This window comes from Ulvibacterium sp. (assembly GCF_965228935.1).
In the GTDB taxonomy this organism is placed as follows: Bacteria; Bacteroidota; Bacteroidia; order Flavobacteriales; family Flavobacteriaceae; genus Ulvibacterium.
Genome location: NZ_OZ245846.1, coordinates 1,099,190 through 1,115,398, shown reverse-complemented (window position 1 = coordinate 1,115,398; position 16,209 = coordinate 1,099,190). Strand labels below are relative to the sequence as shown.

Below are 16,209 nucleotides of genomic sequence, written 5' to 3'. Positions count from 1 at the left end.
TATCAAATCGGATAAGCCCACTATTACTAGTTCCTACCCACAGGGTTTTTTTTGACCATGAACTAGGGATAACACGTTATCTTTTATGATCGTGGCCATATTTGAATCATGGAAATTTAGGTTTTGTAAGGTCTGGGATCGTTCATTGAATTTAAAAAGGCCTTTACTTGTACCGATCCATAGATTGGCCGAGTCCCGCGCCATCACATTTTTTAATGAACCCTTCATAGGAAGTTGAAAAGGCACATCCCTGAAAAGGCCATTTTCGATTCTCACTTTTTCCAACATTTCGGAGCTAAGCACCCATACATGATTTTTATCCGCTTCAACTATGGATTTCACCCTATAGGAGCCTTTGGCATCTTCCGGAAAATGTTTGCTGAACTTTCCCTTTGGACGGAAACTATTAAGTCCGTTCATAGTACCTATCAAAAGAAGCCCATCGGCATTCATCCACAAGGCATTGACTTCGTTATGGATTAAACTGTTACCATCTTTGGGATTATGTTGATATCGGGTAAAAGTTTCGTTATTGGGATTGAAGTAATTCAATCCGTTCCTGGTACCCACCCAAAGAAACCCGTCCTTATGTTCCACTATGGCGTTGATGTAACTGCTGCTTATACTGGTATTGTCATTTGGGCGATGCCTGTATACCGTGAAGTTGGTACCGTCGTATTTATTAAGACCGTCCTCGGTTCCGAACCACATGAACCCATTGCTGTCCTTGATAATGCAGGTAATGGATGATTGTGATAACCCATCGGCCATGGTAAGATGCTTAAACCTCGGGGGCACATCTTGCCCGATGGTCAGAAAAGAAGCCCATAAACAACAAACAACGACTAGGGTCGCTTTCACGAGTAGTTTATTTTTTGGATGTATTAGGGGGAATGTAACTAAAAATAAGCGAAGAAATACTTAAATCAAAATACGATGAGTATGGTATGTAGCCTCATTTATCGGAGACCCCGAAGTGGTTATATTCGAAGAACCCTTCGCCAATCTTGATTCGACCACTCAGATTCGTTTAAGAGGGATTATTAGGGACTTAAAGGAAAATAGGGGGACAGAGGTTTTGATTTGGAGCTATGACCTCATTCATGTTAATGAATTCAGTGAGCATTTCGTATTACCGAACAAGGGCGAAACTGTAAAGGATATCCAAACCTCCGCCGGGACACTGCAGGAATTAGAACATTACTTTGTGGGGCAAAATAGGGCACCTTATAAATGGCAAGATGCCCATCCTATAAACAGTATAATCAACCAAACATGGCCGAAGGGTCGTAATGAAAGGACGCCCTCTTGATTTTTCCATTCTCGACCTGATACATACAAAGTTCCTCCATGTTAACCCGACCTCCATTTTTGAAAGTTACATCACTGGTCATAGGAACCACAAAATGGTTGTCAACCACGATTGGGTCTCCAACAGTGCCTCCATGTGCCTCTTGAATGTTGCTCGCCCACTCTTGGTACCCCTTTATAATGTTATCTATCCCCTCTGTTCTTTCATTGGGAACGCCCGGCATTTCTATACTTACAGCATCATCAGCGTATAAACCATAGGCTTCATCATACTTGCCTTCCCTACAGAGGCTTACTAATTTGTCCGCAACTTCTTGTGTACTCATTTGTTTTCTTTTTTTGATTAATAAATTGGATTTTAGTCGAACGACTGGTTTAAATAGGAATTCAAAGGTTTTATGGCCTCAAAATGGCTCAGAATCTCGTTGGTCAGTTCGTCGGAACCAAAGAATGGTTCAATTGGAAATTCGGCGAAGGCATAGAATTGTTTGTTGTAAATGTGTTCCGTTTTCTCTGCGGTCGCGATTAGGCTTTTGTCCAAACGTTTTGCTTTTTCGCCCTTAAGTTGACCAAAGGCATTTTTAAAATCTTGGTGTTCAAGAATATTTAGAAAATCGGCTGTTTGTGAAGCGATATGGTTTCTTACCTTTTTTAATTGGGGAGTACGTATCATAAAGAGTCCTCCACCTACATGTATATTTTCCGCATCGATACCTAAATAATAACCGGGCAGTTCCGATTTTTTTCCATTGGGGGAAAACCCGGCTTTCATAATAAGATTGTAGGGCGATTTATCCTTTGAAAAGCGTACGTCACGATTAATTCGGAACATTGCCTTCTTGGAATCTGTTGGAATGCGGTCGTCCCATTGCGCCAATATGGGGAGTATTTCATCAAGCAAACCTATGAACGGGGCCTTGACGTCATCTTCATACCTTTTTTTATTGGCATGGAACCATTCCTTATGATTGTTTTTTTGAAGCTCCTTAAAAAAAGAGATGTAAGCGGGAGTAATCATTCTTAGAAGTTTAACGGTTTCTTATGCTAATGACGATCGTGTTTTTGCTTTATGGACAAAGCGGTACAAATAATTTATGGCATCAACTTTTTTCTTTTAGTAACTCTAGGGCTATCTCGGTAAGATCCTCCCACTTTTGATTTTCATCGAAATCTACCTCATACCACCCTGTCAAAGGTTTCTTGGTTTTAAAGGGGCTGAATTCCTGCATTTGAACATCGAGATGGTGGATAGGATAATCCTTTCCGAATTTGAACACCATTTTATTTTTTCTCGATAAAAAGGCGAATACCTTTTTCTTATAATGAATTGCGGGGGAACTCATCATTTTACCTTCGGTCACATCTGCATATTTGGCACAGACCCGAGTCCTGATTTCCTCGAATTTTTCCAGCTCCATGGGAATCAAAGCTACAAAAGCAATGGATATGCCGATGAGGTAAAATCCGCCACTTTTAAGGGTTGTTTGTGCCAAGTAGTATCATTACATTTATAGAATTGTAATCGGTAAAAAAAGAATGACCCTTGATACGGATTAAATTTTAACAAGGAATTACCGAACCGGGGAAATCCCTAAAAAATAACATATGAAACATGTAAGTATATTGGTGCCAAAGGGCAATGCTATTTTGAGCAATGTAATAGGAACGTTCAAGGTATTGTTGGCCACCAATCAGTTTTTGAGACAGACCGGTGTCCGGGGAGATGATTTTTTTGAGGTGCATCTGGTCGGTCTCGAAAAAGACCTATCGCTGTACAATGGATTGTTCAGTATCCATTGCGACAGTACGATAGATGATATAAAAAGAACGGATTTGATTTTGATTCCCGCGTTAAGACCGGACAAATTGAATGAAGATCTGGATCAAAATCAAGGTTTTGTGTCTTGGATATTGGAACAGCGCAACAAACACCAAGCCGAAGTGGCCAGTATGTGTATGGGCGCTTTTGTACTGGCAAGGACTGGGTTGGTCGATGGTAAGCAATGCGCTACCCATTGGGCGGGGATGGAACTGTTCAGGAAAATGTATCCACAAGTAAATTTGGTCTCAAATAAAGTGGTAACGGACGAAGATGGGATTTATACCAGCGGAGGGGCGTTTTCCTTTTTGAACCTGATGCTTCACTTGATCGAAAAATATTGTGGCCGAGGCCCCGCCATTTACATCTCCAAATTTTTCGAAATCGATTTTGATCGGGAAAACCAAAACCAATTTGCCATATTTCAAGCGCAAAAAGATCATGAGGATGAAGCCATACGACAAGCCCAAAAATATATTGAGGGCAATGTGGCGGAGAAAATCTCGGTCGAGGATTTAGCTAAAAAATATGCCATTAGCAGGCGTAACTTCGTACGTCGATTTAAAAAAGCTACGCAAAATACTCCTTTAGAGTATATTCAACGGGTTAAGATGGAGTGGGCCAAACGAAGTTTTGAATCTACCCAGGACAATGTGAACGAGGTCATGTATCAAGTAGGGTATGCCGATCAAAAAGCCTTTCGGACTATCTTCAAAAAGTATGTAGGGCTTTCCCCTGTGGCGTACAAGAATAAATACAACAGAAGCTTCTCCGATTTCAGTAGTCCTTCTGCGTGGTAATGGCGATATTGGGCAAATGGAGCTTAAAATCTTTTATGGGGAACATTTTAAAAAAAAAGACTACCTGGTTCGTTCTGGATTTGGCTATGATATCGGGAATGTGTTTTCCTTCGATGTTCTACAATAGATTATCCTTCAACGGTTCATTTATTAACTTATTCAACACATACTCACCGAGGGTACGGACCATATGGTCTGTACAATTCACGCTTTCTTTTACATGCTGAGGTGTACCTTTGGTTTTTCTCGTTAGGCATAGAGGATTTACAAACCTGGGCCAACCCCTTTCTTTTTTACTTTTTATCGACCAACTACATAATAATCCCGTTGTTTTTAAGTTAACCTTATGTAAGTACAATCGGAATTTTGAAACGAGCCATATACATTGAATTACAACCTTCCGATAGGGGGCGATGGCGAGTTACCTCTGACCAATAGCAAATATTAACTTGAGCAGATGAAACTTCATCTTAAGGGTATTCTTTTTATATCATTGGGGGGCCTGGTTTTTAGCGCGTGCTCTACCAAAAAAGATGCGTTCGTCAATCGCAATTGGCATGCACTCAATACAAAATACAATGTGCTATACAATGGCAATATTGCGTTCGAACAAGGTAGGGAGGAGCTCAATGCAAGTTACAAGGATGATTACTGGGAAATTCTCCCCATTGAGCGTTTGGAAGTTACCGATGACATAAAACTGGATTCCGAGGACAACAATCCCAACTTTATCATAGCAGAGGATAAGGCTACCAAGGCGATTCAGAAGCACAGCATGGACATTAAGGATGAAGAGCGCAATCCACAAACGGACGAAGCCTTCCTTCTATTGGGAAAGGCGCGTTATTTTGACCAGCGCTATATCCCGGCCTTGGAGGCGTTCAACTATGTCATTAAAAAATATACCTACAGCGATAAGCTGAACGAAGCCCATATTTGGCGGGAAAAAGTCAATATTCGCCTGGAAAACGAGGAGCTGGCCATAAAGAACCTCAAACGTCTAATGAAATTAGAGGAGCTTAAAGATCAGGACTATGCCGATGCCAGGGCAATGATGGCCCAAGCCTACATTAATCTTAATGCACCGGATACGGCAATCCAACAATTAAAGATAGCATCCTACTATACCAAAAAAAATCCTGAGAAAGGGCGCTACTACTATATTATTGGACAGTTGTACAATCAATTAGGCCATAAGGACAGCGCCAATTACGCATTTGACAAGGTCATAGACTTGAACAGAAAGTCGCCGAGGGTCTATATGATCAACGCTGAAATCCAGAAAATTCGAAATATAGAAATCAATCCGGAAAACGAGGAGGAGCTTCTGGAGTACCTAACCGATTTGGAGGAGAATAGGGAAAACAGACCATTTCTGGACAAGATTTATAGGCAGGTCGCCGAATTTCATTTGGATCGGGGTTCCGATAGCCTCGCTCTGGTATACTTCAACAAATCCCTTCGCGCCACACAAAACGAACCCAAGTTGAACGCACTCAATTATGAAAACCTTGCAGAATATAATTTTGATGGCAATAATTATAAAGTAGCCGGGGCCTATTATGATAGTGTCCTGACCAACCTAAAGGAAAACACCAAGAAGTACCGTTCCATTAAAAAGAAGCTGGACAATTTGGAAGATGTTATCACCTATGAGGACGTAGTGCAGTATGCGGATAGTGTCATTACCCTGTATAAGATGTCCAAGGATGAACAGATTGCCTATTTTGAAGATTATATTGCCGAGATTAAAAAAGCAGAGGAAGAAACCGCCAAAAAAGAAGAGGAACGGATAACGGCTGGTTTTGCCTCCTTTATTAAAAGCAAGGGCGGTAAGGAAAACAAAGGGAAGTTCTATTTTTACAATATAACAAGCCTGGGCTACGGCAAGAACGATTTTACCACCAAATGGGGGAATCGCCAATTGGAGGATGACTGGCGCTGGAGTAACAAGAGCAGGGCCTTGCCATCCGAGGCCACCGGGGAATTGTTGGCGGATGGTACCGCGATTTCCGATGAGCCCATCGGGGATGAAAAATACGATTTTGATTTCTACATGGAGCGGATTCCCAAGGATGTTTCCGTGATAGATAGCCTTGGCAAGGAGAGGAACTTTGCCAATTACCAATTGGGCCTTATTTACAAGGAAAAGTTTAAAGAGAATCTATTGGCCGCAGGAAAATTGGAGGACGTTTTAAGATCGAATCCTGAGGAAAGGTTGATTCTTCCTTCAAAATACAATTTGTACAAGATTTATGAGGAGGAAGGGAGTACCCTCGCGGCCGAGATGAAACAGAATATTATCCAAAACCATGGGGATTCTAGATATGCAGAGATTTTGTTGAATCCACAGGCCATTTTAACCGGGAGTTCGGATAGCCCGGATGCCCGCTACGCGGCCTTGTATAAACAATACCAAAATCAAGAATTCCTAAAAGTGATTACCGGGGCCGAAGAAAATATCAGTAGATATACCGGAGATCCCATAGTTCCAAAATTTGAAATGCTCAAAGCCAATGCCATAGGTAGGCTACAAGGATTTGAACCCTTTAAGGAAGCCCTGAACTATGTAGCCCTTACCTATCCCAACAATCCAGAGGGCAAAAAGGCGGAACAAATGGTAGCCGAACAATTGCCCAAACTGGAACCCAAGGAATTTTCCTCGGAAACAGGATCCTCCGGAACCGGAAATTGGAAGGTTGTTTTTCCCTTCAAAAGGAAAAATGAAGAAGCGGCCCAAAAACTATTGGAGAAGCTAAAGAAATCGATCAAGGATTTGAAATATAGGAATATCGTTTCCAAGGACGTATACAATCTGGAAGACCAGTTTGTAGTGGTACATGGCTTTAAATCCAAGGATTTTGCCTTGGGCTATGTGGAATTGCTAAATATTAACAAGGATTATAAGGTTGATAATGAGAATTTTGTAATTTTATCTTCCAACTATAAAATCCTTCAAGTACATAAAAATGTAGAGGAATATAGAAATAAATTGTTAACCCCAAAACCATAGAACAACAATGTTTTCAGACAACAAAAAACCTAGAACTATGAATGAAATCAGCGGACAACCCAACAGAATCGAAAAAAACACCAGGATCAAAGGAGACATCGTTTCCGAAGCAGACTTTAGAATCGATGGTAAATTGGATGGAAATGTAAAGACATCCGGAAAAGTGGTCATTGGAAAGGACGGCCTCATTAAAGGAAAAGTAGAATGTGTGAATGCCGATATTGAGGGAAGCTTCAATGGGGAACTTCTTGTTTCCGATTTGCTTTCGTTAAAGTCCTCTGCGGTGATAGAAGGAACGGTTTCCGTATCCAAATTGGCCGTTGAGCCTGGAGCTGCGTTCAATGCCTCATGTAGTATGAAGGGAAAGAGCGGATCCCTAAGTAGTAGCAGTAGTCCTAGTTCCAGCAGTAGCAGTTCCAGTACAAGTAGTGCTGCCTCCTCCAACGGTTATAAGTCTGCAGTAGGTAGTTCCAGCACAAGCAATGAGCGGGCAAAAGCTTCCTAAGAAGAAAAACAGTTTAAGGAACATAGCGGTACTTTCAGGTATTGCCTTTCAAATGGGGGCCATTATTTTTTTGGCGGCCAAAGGAGGTATTTGGCTGGATCAGCATTATGGAACCGAAAAAAGAATTTTTACGGCAATAACCACAATTTTTGGTGTGGCCGTTTCAATATGGGTAGTTTTGCGGCAATTAAAACGAATCGAATATTGAGTATGTCCAGAACCAATCCAATAGTTCAATTTCTTATAGTCCTAATAGCAGTATTGGGACTTATTTTTTTTGCACATGTAGCCTTACTAAAAAAGGGGGGATTTCCTCCTTACGGCAATATGTTGGTTTGGTCCTATAGTATCAATGGTCTTTTGGCCGCGGCAATATTCATTCTTCTTTATGTATTTCGAAAAAAGCTAAAGAATAGTATTGGTTTTCTTTTTATGGCCGGCAGTTTTTTAAAATTCATCGTTTTCTTCATTGTCTTTTACCCGCCCTATAAGACCGATGGGGATATGGATAAATTGGAGTTTGCCGCTTTCTTTGTCCCCTATGTGATTTGTTTGATTATGGAAACTGTTTTTACGGCCAAAATGCTTCAAAAAATGTCTTGATTTTCTTTTCTTACGGCACTCCGAAATAAACGCTCAAAAGCTTTTTTCTTTTTAATGGAATGCCTTACATTTGCACCGATTTTTAGGGACCGATACTTTAGAGCTTTATGCAAAAGACATACTTTGCAAATTTTCTTTTGGCAATGGTGCTTTTATTAAGTGCCAACATGTTCGGAAAAGACAAGGAGCAACACTCGGATGAACCGCAGAAAGACCTTAAGACCGAGATTAAGGAATACATTCAACATCACTTACTGGATTCCCACGATTTTTCATTGTTCTCCTATACTAAGGACAATGGCGAACATGTATATGTAGGACTCCCATTGCCTGTTATTTTGTGGGATAATGGGCTTAAGGTATTTTCGTCCTCCAAATTTCATCATGGTGAGGAACTTGCCGAAGTAAGTGGAAACTACTATAGGCTTTACCACGGCAAAATATATAGGACCGATGCTCAGGGAACCATTGATTACGATGAGGAAGAACATCCTACCAACATAAGGCCCTTGGACTTTTCCATTACTAAGAACGTGGTCATGATTTTTATCACGGGCCTTTTGATGTTTTGGCTGTTTACCAGCTTGGCAAGGTCATATGCCAAAAATGGAGGGATTCCCAAGGGAGCAGGTCGCTTCTTTGAACCTATAGTACTGTATATAAGGGATGATATCGCAAGGCCCAACATTGGGGAGAAACACTATAAAAAGTATATGCCCTTTCTCTTGACCATATTCTTTTTTATATGGTTCCTGAACATATTTGGCTTAACCCCCTTGGGAATCAATGTCACCGGGAACATCGCCATCACTTTTGGATTGGCCTTGTTGACCTTCTTGATTACGAATTTTACGGGAACAAAGGACTATTGGAAGCACTTGTTCGACCCTTTGGGGGATACCATGCCTTGGTATGCAAAAATACCCTTGTATATCATATTGGTACCCATAGAATTATTGGGATTGATCATTAAGCCCTTTTCACTTTTGATTCGTTTGTATGCCAATATGCAGGCGGGCCATATCGTTTTAATGAGCTTAATCGGGCTAATGTTCCTTTTCAAAAGTTGGTTGGGCAGTCCGTTATCGTTCGCCTTGGCGTTTGCCATTTCATTGATCGAGGTTCTTGTGGCCTTGCTCCAGGCGTATATTTTCACCATGTTGTCGGCCTTGTATTTTGGCTTTGCCTCCGAGGAACATGATCATCACGAGCATGAAGATGAGCCGGAGTTGGCGCATCTATAAATAGTAGTACATAGCTCCTGTATGAACTGGGGCTTTAAATTGAATTTTTAATTTTTAAACTAGATAGATTATGGAAATTCCAATTATGGTAGGCGCAGGTTTGGTGGTTATCGGTGTTGGTCTTGGTATCGGTAGGATCGGTGGATCTGCCATGGAGGCCATTGCCCGTCAGCCCGAAGCTTATGGAAAAATTCAAACAGCAATGTTGATTGCGGCGGCGCTTATTGAAGGTATTGGTTTTGCTGCATTGTTTGCAGTGTAAATCTACAAATGTTGCGAAGGCCGTGACGGTTGGTTACGGCCTGAGCTTTACGTTTAAAAATTGCTTTAAAAAAAGGGTATGGAGAAATTGATAAATGAGTTTTCACTGGGATTGTTCGTTTGGTTGACCCTACTGTTCATCCTATTGTTGTTATTGCTCCGCAAATATGCATGGAAGCCTATTTTGGATGCGGTCAATGACCGTGAGGAAGGCATAAAGAATGCGCTGGCGGCGGCCGAAGAGGCCAAAAAGGAAATGCAAAATGTAACCGCGGACAGTGAAAAGCTTTTACAGGAGGCGCGAAATGAACGGGAAGCCATGTTAAAGGAAGCCAGGGAAATCAAGGACAAGATGATTGCCGATTCCAAGGAGCAGGCCAAGATAGAGGGCGATAAGATGATTAAGCAGGCCCAGGCCACTATTGAAAGTGAAAAGAAAGCGGCGGTGGCCGATATCAAGAACCAAGTGGCCGAGCTGTCCGTTGAGATCGCCGAAAAAGTAATCAAGGAACAACTTTCCAACAAGGACAAGCAATTGAAAATGGTTGACGATATGTTGGGGGATATAAAACTGAACTAGTCCGGGATGAATGATTCTAGAGCGGCCATTAGGTATGCCAAGGCGATTTTGGATTTGGCAGTGGAAAACAAGGCTACGGATGCCCTGGAAAAGGATATGCGTGCGATAGCGCAGACCATTTCCGAGAGCAAGGAGCTTAAGGACATATTGACCAGCCCTATAATTAAAGGTGAAGCCAAGAAGAAAGCGGTATTATCCGTTTTTAAGGGCAGTCACCATATCACTGAGGGTTTGATGAACCTCTTGGTGGACAATAGGCGGATCGATATGCTCAATGAAGTGGCACTCAAATATATCATTCTAAATGAAAAGCTCAAGGGTGAGGACGTAGCCTATGTGACTACGGCGGTGCCTTTGACGAAAGCACTGGAAAAAAAGGTATTGAAACAGCTTGGGGCAATTACCGGAAACAAGGTTACCCTTAAGAATACGGTTGATGAAAGTATTATTGGAGGATTTGTCCTTCGAGTAGGCGATTTACAATATGACGCCAGTATCGCCAATAAATTGAACAATATTAAACGAGAATTTACGAATAGTCTATAAAACGAAGTCAGGGCCATGGACATTTTGTTCCTAGTCCTACATCTTACATCTAGAACAAATGGCAGGAGTAAAAGCCGCAGAAGTATCGGCAATATTAAAGAAGCAATTATCAGGATTTGAAGCTACCGCTACCTTGGACGAGGTAGGAACCGTATTGCAGGTCGGTGATGGTATCGCTCGTGTATATGGGCTTTCCAATGCCCAATACGGGGAATTGGTAGAATTTGAAGGTGGATTGGAAGGTATTGTTTTGAACCTGGAAGAGGACAACGTAGGGGTCGTATTGTTAGGGCCTTCAAAGCAGATCAAGGAAGGTGCTACGGTAAAACGTACCCAGCGTATTGCTTCCATTAATGTGGGAGAAGGCATTGTAGGCCGGGTTGTGGATACCTTGGGATTACCTATTGACGGTAAGGGCGCTATTTCCGGCGAGCTCTATGAAATGCCTTTGGAAAGAAAAGCCCCAGGGGTAATTTTCCGACAACCGGTTAACGAGCCCCTTCAAACAGGGGTAAAGGCCGTTGATGCCATGATTCCGATAGGACGGGGGCAAAGGGAGCTGGTCATTGGTGACCGCCAGACAGGTAAAACTACGGTTTGTATAGATACCATCATCAACCAGAAAGAGTTTTATGATGCAGGTGAACCGGTGTATTGTATCTATGTAGCTATTGGACAGAAGGCATCCACGGTTGCGGCCATAGCAAAAACTTTGGAGGATAAAGGCGCTTTGGCCTATACAACTATCGTGGCCGCCAATGCTTCCGATCCGGCACCCATGCAGGTGTACGCACCTTTTGCAGGGGCTGCTATCGGAGAGTATTTTAGGGATAGCGGACGCCCAGCACTGATTATATATGATGACCTTTCCAAGCAGGCCGTGGCGTATCGGGAAGTTTCCCTGTTGTTGAGAAGGCCACCAGGACGTGAGGCTTATCCCGGGGATGTATTTTATCTGCACTCAAGATTGTTGGAGCGCGCGGCCAAGGTTATAAATGATGATGCCATTGCGCAAAATATGAACGATTTACCGGAACCGCTAAAACCAATGGTAAAGGGAGGAGGTTCCTTAACGGCATTACCGATTATAGAAACCCAGGCAGGGGACGTATCCGCATATATTCCTACCAATGTAATTTCTATTACGGATGGACAGATATTCTTGGAGCAAGACCTTTTTAATCAGGGAGTGCGACCGGCGATTAACGTAGGTATTTCGGTTTCCCGTGTGGGAGGATCGGCTCAGATAAAATCCATGAAAAAAGTAGCGGGAACCTTGAAGTTGGATCAGGCCCAATTCCGCGAACTGGAAGCTTTTGCCAAGTTTGGATCCGATTTGGATGCGGCTACCCTCAATGTGATTGAAAAAGGGCGCAGAAACGTAGAAATATTGAAACAGGCCCAGAACGATCCATTTACGGTTGAGGACCAGGTGGCGATTATCTATGTAGGTTCCAAAAATTTGTTACGGGATGTTCCCGTTGAAAAAGTAAAGGAGTTTGAAAGGGATTATTTGGAACTTTTAAACGCAAAGCACCGCGATGTCCTGGATACCCTCAAGGCCGGTAAATTAACCGATGAGGTTACGGATACGTTAACGGCCTTGGCCAAGGATTTGTCGGGAAAATATAGAGGCTAGAGAAGGAAAAGTGTGGAGTGCTGGTAAGGCTTGTAGTAGCCATACTGAAAATCCCATAATCCATTACTCCGAACCCATAACTTAAAGAATGGCGAACTTAAAGGAAATACGTAATAGAATAGCAACGGTATCTTCGACCATGCAGATTACCAGTGCCATGAAAATGGTATCGGCTGCCAAGTTGAAGAAAGCCCAGGATGCCATTACCCAAATGCGGCCTTATGCGGATAAGCTTACAGACCTTTTGCAAAGTTTAAGCGCAAGTTTGGATGCCGATGCCGGGGGAAAGTTCTCTGACGACAGGGAGGTTCAAAAAGTGTTGGTGGTGGCCATAACCTCTAATCGGGGCCTATGTGGCGCTTTTAATTCCAACATTATCAAGCAGTGTGTTTCCCTATTGCATGGGACGTATGGGGACAAGCAGGTAGACTTCATGGCCATTGGAAAGAAGGGCAATGATATCTTAGGGAAAAAGTTTAATGTAATTACCAACCACAGCGAAGTTTACGACACCTTGACGTTTGATGCGGTAACCGTTATTGCGGAAGAACTTATGGAGCACTTTACCAGCGGTTCATACGACAGGATAGAATTAGTGTATAACAAATTCAAAAACGCCGCTACGCAGTTCGTAATCACGGAACAGTTTTTACCTATTGTCCCTGCCCAGGAGGGTGCTACATCCGTTATGGATTACATCTTTGAGCCTTCCAAGGAGGAAATTGTGGAACAGCTGATTCCTAAATCCCTAAAAACACAATTGTACAAGGCAATTCGGGATTCCTTTGCCAGTGAGCACGGGGCACGTATGACGGCTATGCACAAGGCTACGGATAATGCCACGGAATTGCGTGACCAATTAAAACTTACCTATAACAAAGCAAGGCAGGCCTCAATCACCAACGAAATTTTGGAAATTGTTGGAGGTGCGGAAGCACTCAGCAATTAGGCGGAGCGATAGCGGAGCCAAATTCCATCTGGGCGGAAGCACCCGGCAATTAGGCGGAGCGATAGCGGAGCCAAATTCCATCTGGGCGGAAGCACCCGGCAATTAGGCGGAGCGATAGCGGAGCCAAATTCCATCTGGGCGGAAGCACCCGGCAATTAGGCGGAGCGATAGCGGAGCCAAATTCCATCTGGGCGGAAGCACCCGGCAATTGGGCGGAGCGATAGCGGAGCCAAATTCCATCTGGGCGGAAGCACCCGGCAATTGGGCGGAGCGATAGCGGAGCCAAATTCCATCTGGGCGGAAGCACCCGGCAATTGGGCAAGCACTGATTCAAATTTTCTGCATATAAAGAACTGAGAAAAATAGGAAACCCTATATTTGTGAGGTTTCCCTTTTTTGTAGTATGTCTATATGTTGATTACTATACTCAATATATAGGTTGGTAGCCAACATACCCATGATACGTCCAATCTGTGGTTTGATTACAGTAGTTTTTATCCTATCCGGATGTGCGTCCAAAAAGGAGTCAAAGACCGAATTGCCCTTTCGCTTGGGGCAGGTTTACGCCCAAAGATGGATTGTGGAAGAGAATCTTGAGGAAGTAGGGTATGATGTAATTATTCCCATTCGAAGTTTGGATACAAAAAGGGCTACCTTACAAAAGCTCTATCACAGGGGTAAAGTTATCGATGTGAAAATTGAGCTTCGGAAAATTGGTGCGATTGCCGTGGCAGAGTATCCCATGGGGATTTTACAGGAAACGACAACGGCCATGGTAGAGGCTCCCCCAAACGATGGACAAAGTATTTTTGATGACTCTTTGTTACCCTTTAAAATAACGGACTCACAGGCCGTTCTGACCTATCTTGAAGGCGGTGAGGTCAAATACTTCAAAATCGAGGATGTTAGGCAGAACCCTATCATGTCCTATCCTTCACTATCCTCGCGAAATATTGAGTAGTCGTGATAAAGGTCATAACAACAACTAGGCTTTTATACAAGAGGGGAAATCGGTACTTTTGAATTCTAATCATCGATTCTTTGAATCCACTTAAAAAACTATTTAAGCAGACCGCAATATATGGCTTGGCCACTGTATTGCCTCGGATGCTTTCCTTTTTGTTATTACCTCTCTATACCGCACTTCTGAATACCGCGGGTTACGGTGAGGTTTCCGTTATTTTTGCATGGTTCGCCATATTTAATGTGTTGCTGGCCTACGGTATGGAAACAGCCTTTTTCCGCTTCTATAGTCAAGAGAAGGACAAGAACAAGGTCATCTCTACATCGTTGCTTTCCATTCTAGGAACGACGGGTTTTTTTGTTTTTGCGGCATTACTTTTTCAGGACAGCATGGCCCAAATTACTGGGATAGCGGTCGAATATATTCGGTATGCGATTTTTATTCTTGCCTTGGATGCTTTGGTCATCATTCCGTTTGCATGGCTTCGGGCCAACGAGAGGCCAACAAGGTATGCCCTTATTAAGATTTTGAACGTATCCCTGAACTTTGGGCTGAATATTTTCTTTCTTTTGTTACTGCCTAAAATTGTCCAAGGGAATCCTGAAAGTCTATTTAGCGGACTATACCGGGAAGGTTTTGAGATTTCGTACATATTCATATCCAATCTTGTGGCAAGCGGCGTAACACTTGGGCTAATGTCCCATCTCTATTTGAGACAGCCTTTCTTTTTTGACAAGCTGTTATGGCACAAAATGATTCGGTATTCCATGCCCATAATGATTGCCGGAGTGGCATTTACCATCAATGAAGTCTTTGATCGTATTCTTTTGGAATGGCTGTTACCTGAGGATATCGCGAAAAGCGAAGTGGGAAAGTATTCCGCATGTTACAAATTGGCCCTTTTCATGACTTTGTTCGCGACCGCCTTTCGTATGGGAATAGAACCTTTCTTTTTCAATCATTTTAAAACGGAAAATCCGCAGAAGGCGTACGCACAGGTGACCAATTACTTTGTAGTTTTAGGAAGTATTATTTTATTGTCCGTAGTTGTCTTTGCGGATGTGTTAAAGGTTATTTTTGTTCGTAACGAGGCGTATTGGGAAGCCATGTCCATTGTACCCCTTATTGTCCTGGCCAGTTTTTTTCTGGGAATCTATCACAATTTATCAGTGTGGTACAAGGTAACGGATAAAACAAAGATCGGGGCTTATATATCATTGATAGGCGCCTTGCTCACTATAGTGATCAATATGGCATTTATTCCTCGTTTTGGATATACGGCATCGGCGGTGGCAACCTTGGTGGCCTATGGTTCTATGATGATGATGTCTTTCTTTTTTGGGCGGATGTATTACCCCATTCCCTACAACTTCAGGAAGATTATATTCTATCTCGGAATATCCATTTTATTTTCCGTATTATCTTTTTATGTCTTTAATAGAAACCTGATTTTGGGATCAATTTTACTCGCACTGTTTTTGGGATTGATTTACAAGATGGAAAATGATAAATTAAAACAGATATTTTTTAAAAAATGAAAATCAAGATTATTAACAAATCCGTTCATCCCTTGCCCCATTATGAAACAAATGCATCCGCGGGAATGGATTTAAGGGCCAATATTTCTGAACCTATAACGTTACAACCTTTAGGGAGGGCCATTGTACCTACAGGGCTTTTTCTTGAGCTTCCGGTAGGGACTGAAGCACAAGTACGCCCAAGAAGTGGATTAGCTGCCAAAAAAGGGATTACCGTATTGAATGCCCCAGGAACAGTTGACGCGGACTATAGGGGAGAGATCGGCGTGATACTTGTAAATATTTCCGATACCCCTTTTACTGTTGAAAATGGGGAACGGATCGCACAATTGGTCATTGCCGAACATGAGCGCGCGGATTGGATAGAAGTTGCGGAATTGTCCGAAACCGTGCGGGGGGCAGGAGGTTTTGGTAGTACCGGGGTAAAATAATACCCC

At 42.6% G+C, this 16,209-nt stretch carries 18 protein-coding genes; 14 read left to right on the top strand and 4 right to left on the bottom strand.

Annotated elements, in window-relative coordinates:
- Positions 1-33 precede the first annotated feature (33 nt).
- The 4 genes from ACO06Y_RS04825 to ACO06Y_RS04810 all read right to left on the bottom strand — a co-directional run bounded on the left by ACO06Y_RS04825 (position 34) and on the right by ACO06Y_RS04810 (position 2,804).
- Positions 34-861 carry a ligand-binding sensor domain-containing protein gene (locus ACO06Y_RS04825; RefSeq protein ID WP_422082700.1) on the bottom strand — a complete coding sequence of 276 codons (828 nt, stop codon included), beginning with the start codon at positions 859-861 and terminating at the stop codon, positions 34-36.
- Positions 862-1,265: 404 nt separating this feature from the next.
- Positions 1,266-1,637, bottom strand: a complete 372-nt coding sequence (locus ACO06Y_RS04820) for a SnoaL-like domain-containing protein (protein ID WP_422082699.1) — start codon at positions 1,635-1,637, stop codon at positions 1,266-1,268.
- 32 nt (positions 1,638-1,669) lie between these two features.
- Positions 1,670-2,329: a DUF2461 domain-containing protein gene (locus tag ACO06Y_RS04815; RefSeq protein ID WP_422082698.1), complete on the bottom strand. Its 660-nt coding sequence runs from the start codon at positions 2,327-2,329 to the stop codon at positions 1,670-1,672.
- A gap of 82 nt (positions 2,330-2,411) precedes the next feature.
- A complete protein-coding gene (locus ACO06Y_RS04810; protein ID WP_422082697.1) occupies positions 2,412-2,804 on the bottom strand; it encodes a hypothetical protein in 393 nt (130 codons plus the stop codon).
- 112 nt (positions 2,805-2,916) lie between these two features.
- Between ACO06Y_RS04810 and ACO06Y_RS04805 the strand changes: the two genes are divergently transcribed.
- The 14 genes from ACO06Y_RS04805 (at position 2,917) to dut (ending at position 16,203) form a co-directional block, all read left to right on the top strand.
- Positions 2,917-3,930: a GlxA family transcriptional regulator gene (locus ACO06Y_RS04805; protein ID WP_422082696.1), complete on the top strand. Its 1,014-nt coding sequence runs from the start codon at positions 2,917-2,919 to the stop codon at positions 3,928-3,930.
- Between the two features lie 457 nt (positions 3,931-4,387).
- A complete protein-coding gene (locus tag ACO06Y_RS04800; RefSeq protein WP_422082695.1) occupies positions 4,388-6,943 on the top strand; it encodes a tetratricopeptide repeat protein in 2,556 nt (851 codons plus the stop codon).
- Between the two features lie 7 nt (positions 6,944-6,950).
- A complete protein-coding gene (locus ACO06Y_RS04795) occupies positions 6,951-7,448 on the top strand; it encodes a bactofilin family protein (protein ID WP_422082694.1) in 498 nt (165 codons plus the stop codon).
- Positions 7,426-7,656 (top strand): AtpZ/AtpI family protein, encoded by a 231-nt coding sequence (locus tag ACO06Y_RS04790; RefSeq protein WP_422082693.1) that lies wholly within the window; start codon positions 7,426-7,428, stop codon positions 7,654-7,656. The genes ACO06Y_RS04795 and ACO06Y_RS04790 overlap by 23 nt, the downstream gene beginning before the upstream one ends.
- 2 nt (positions 7,657-7,658) lie before the next feature.
- Complete coding sequence (locus ACO06Y_RS04785; protein ID WP_422082692.1) at positions 7,659-8,051, top strand: DUF6168 family protein; 393 nt, start codon at positions 7,659-7,661, stop codon at positions 8,049-8,051.
- Between the two features lie 107 nt (positions 8,052-8,158).
- Entirely contained in the window at positions 8,159-9,295 is a 1,137-nt protein-coding gene (atpB, locus tag ACO06Y_RS04780) for a F0F1 ATP synthase subunit A (RefSeq protein WP_422082691.1), read from the top strand.
- Positions 9,296-9,365: 70 nt separating this feature from the next.
- A complete protein-coding gene (gene atpE / locus ACO06Y_RS04775) occupies positions 9,366-9,557 on the top strand; it encodes an ATP synthase F0 subunit C (protein WP_299533765.1) in 192 nt (63 codons plus the stop codon).
- 78 nt (positions 9,558-9,635) lie between these two features.
- Entirely contained in the window at positions 9,636-10,136 is a 501-nt protein-coding gene (locus tag ACO06Y_RS04770) for a F0F1 ATP synthase subunit B (RefSeq protein ID WP_422082690.1), read from the top strand.
- A gap of 6 nt (positions 10,137-10,142) precedes the next feature.
- Positions 10,143-10,682 (top strand): ATP synthase F1 subunit delta, encoded by a 540-nt coding sequence (gene atpH / locus ACO06Y_RS04765; protein ID WP_422082689.1) that lies wholly within the window; start codon positions 10,143-10,145, stop codon positions 10,680-10,682.
- A gap of 58 nt (positions 10,683-10,740) precedes the next feature.
- Positions 10,741-12,321 carry a F0F1 ATP synthase subunit alpha gene (gene atpA, locus ACO06Y_RS04760; RefSeq protein ID WP_422082688.1) on the top strand — a complete coding sequence of 527 codons (1,581 nt, stop codon included), beginning with the start codon at positions 10,741-10,743 and terminating at the stop codon, positions 12,319-12,321.
- 88 nt (positions 12,322-12,409) lie between these two features.
- Complete coding sequence (atpG, locus tag ACO06Y_RS04755) at positions 12,410-13,270, top strand: ATP synthase F1 subunit gamma (RefSeq protein ID WP_422082687.1); 861 nt, start codon at positions 12,410-12,412, stop codon at positions 13,268-13,270.
- Positions 13,271-13,748: 478 nt separating this feature from the next.
- Positions 13,749-14,231 carry a hypothetical protein gene (locus ACO06Y_RS04750; protein ID WP_422082686.1) on the top strand — a complete coding sequence of 161 codons (483 nt, stop codon included), beginning with the start codon at positions 13,749-13,751 and terminating at the stop codon, positions 14,229-14,231.
- Positions 14,232-14,311: 80 nt separating this feature from the next.
- The gene (locus ACO06Y_RS04745; protein WP_422082685.1) at positions 14,312-15,772 is read left to right on the top strand and encodes a lipopolysaccharide biosynthesis protein; all 1,461 of its coding nucleotides are present in this window, start codon (positions 14,312-14,314) and stop codon (positions 15,770-15,772) included.
- Complete coding sequence (dut, locus tag ACO06Y_RS04740; protein WP_422082684.1) at positions 15,769-16,203, top strand: dUTP diphosphatase; 435 nt, start codon at positions 15,769-15,771, stop codon at positions 16,201-16,203. Before ACO06Y_RS04745 ends, dut begins: the two co-directional genes overlap by 4 nt.
- Positions 16,204-16,209 lie beyond the last annotated feature (6 nt).

What these genes read in the sequence shown, in the direction of transcription:
- ACO06Y_RS04820 (WP_422082699.1), bottom strand. Translation starts at nt 1,637, where the DNA reads ATGAGTACACAAGAAGTTGCGGACAAATTAGTAAGCCTCTGTAGGGAA.
- ACO06Y_RS04815 (WP_422082698.1), bottom strand. Translation starts at nt 2,329, where the DNA reads ATGATTACTCCCGCTTACATCTCTTTTTTTAAGGAGCTTCAAAAAAAC.
- ACO06Y_RS04805 (WP_422082696.1), top strand. Translation starts at nt 2,917, where the DNA reads ATGAAACATGTAAGTATATTGGTGCCAAAGGGCAATGCTATTTTGAGC.
- ACO06Y_RS04800 (WP_422082695.1), top strand. Translation starts at nt 4,388, where the DNA reads ATGAAACTTCATCTTAAGGGTATTCTTTTTATATCATTGGGGGGCCTG.
- ACO06Y_RS04795 (WP_422082694.1), top strand. Translation starts at nt 6,951, where the DNA reads ATGTTTTCAGACAACAAAAAACCTAGAACTATGAATGAAATCAGCGGA.
- ACO06Y_RS04790 (WP_422082693.1), top strand. Translation starts at nt 7,426, where the DNA reads ATGAGCGGGCAAAAGCTTCCTAAGAAGAAAAACAGTTTAAGGAACATA.
- ACO06Y_RS04785 (WP_422082692.1), top strand. Translation starts at nt 7,659, where the DNA reads ATGTCCAGAACCAATCCAATAGTTCAATTTCTTATAGTCCTAATAGCA.
- atpB (WP_422082691.1), top strand. Translation starts at nt 8,159, where the DNA reads ATGCAAAAGACATACTTTGCAAATTTTCTTTTGGCAATGGTGCTTTTA.
- atpE (WP_299533765.1), top strand. Translation starts at nt 9,366, where the DNA reads ATGGAAATTCCAATTATGGTAGGCGCAGGTTTGGTGGTTATCGGTGTT.
- ACO06Y_RS04770 (WP_422082690.1), top strand. Translation starts at nt 9,636, where the DNA reads ATGGAGAAATTGATAAATGAGTTTTCACTGGGATTGTTCGTTTGGTTG.
- atpH (WP_422082689.1), top strand. Translation starts at nt 10,143, where the DNA reads ATGAATGATTCTAGAGCGGCCATTAGGTATGCCAAGGCGATTTTGGAT.
- atpA (WP_422082688.1), top strand. Translation starts at nt 10,741, where the DNA reads ATGGCAGGAGTAAAAGCCGCAGAAGTATCGGCAATATTAAAGAAGCAA.
- atpG (WP_422082687.1), top strand. Translation starts at nt 12,410, where the DNA reads ATGGCGAACTTAAAGGAAATACGTAATAGAATAGCAACGGTATCTTCG.
- dut (WP_422082684.1), top strand. Translation starts at nt 15,769, where the DNA reads ATGAAAATCAAGATTATTAACAAATCCGTTCATCCCTTGCCCCATTAT.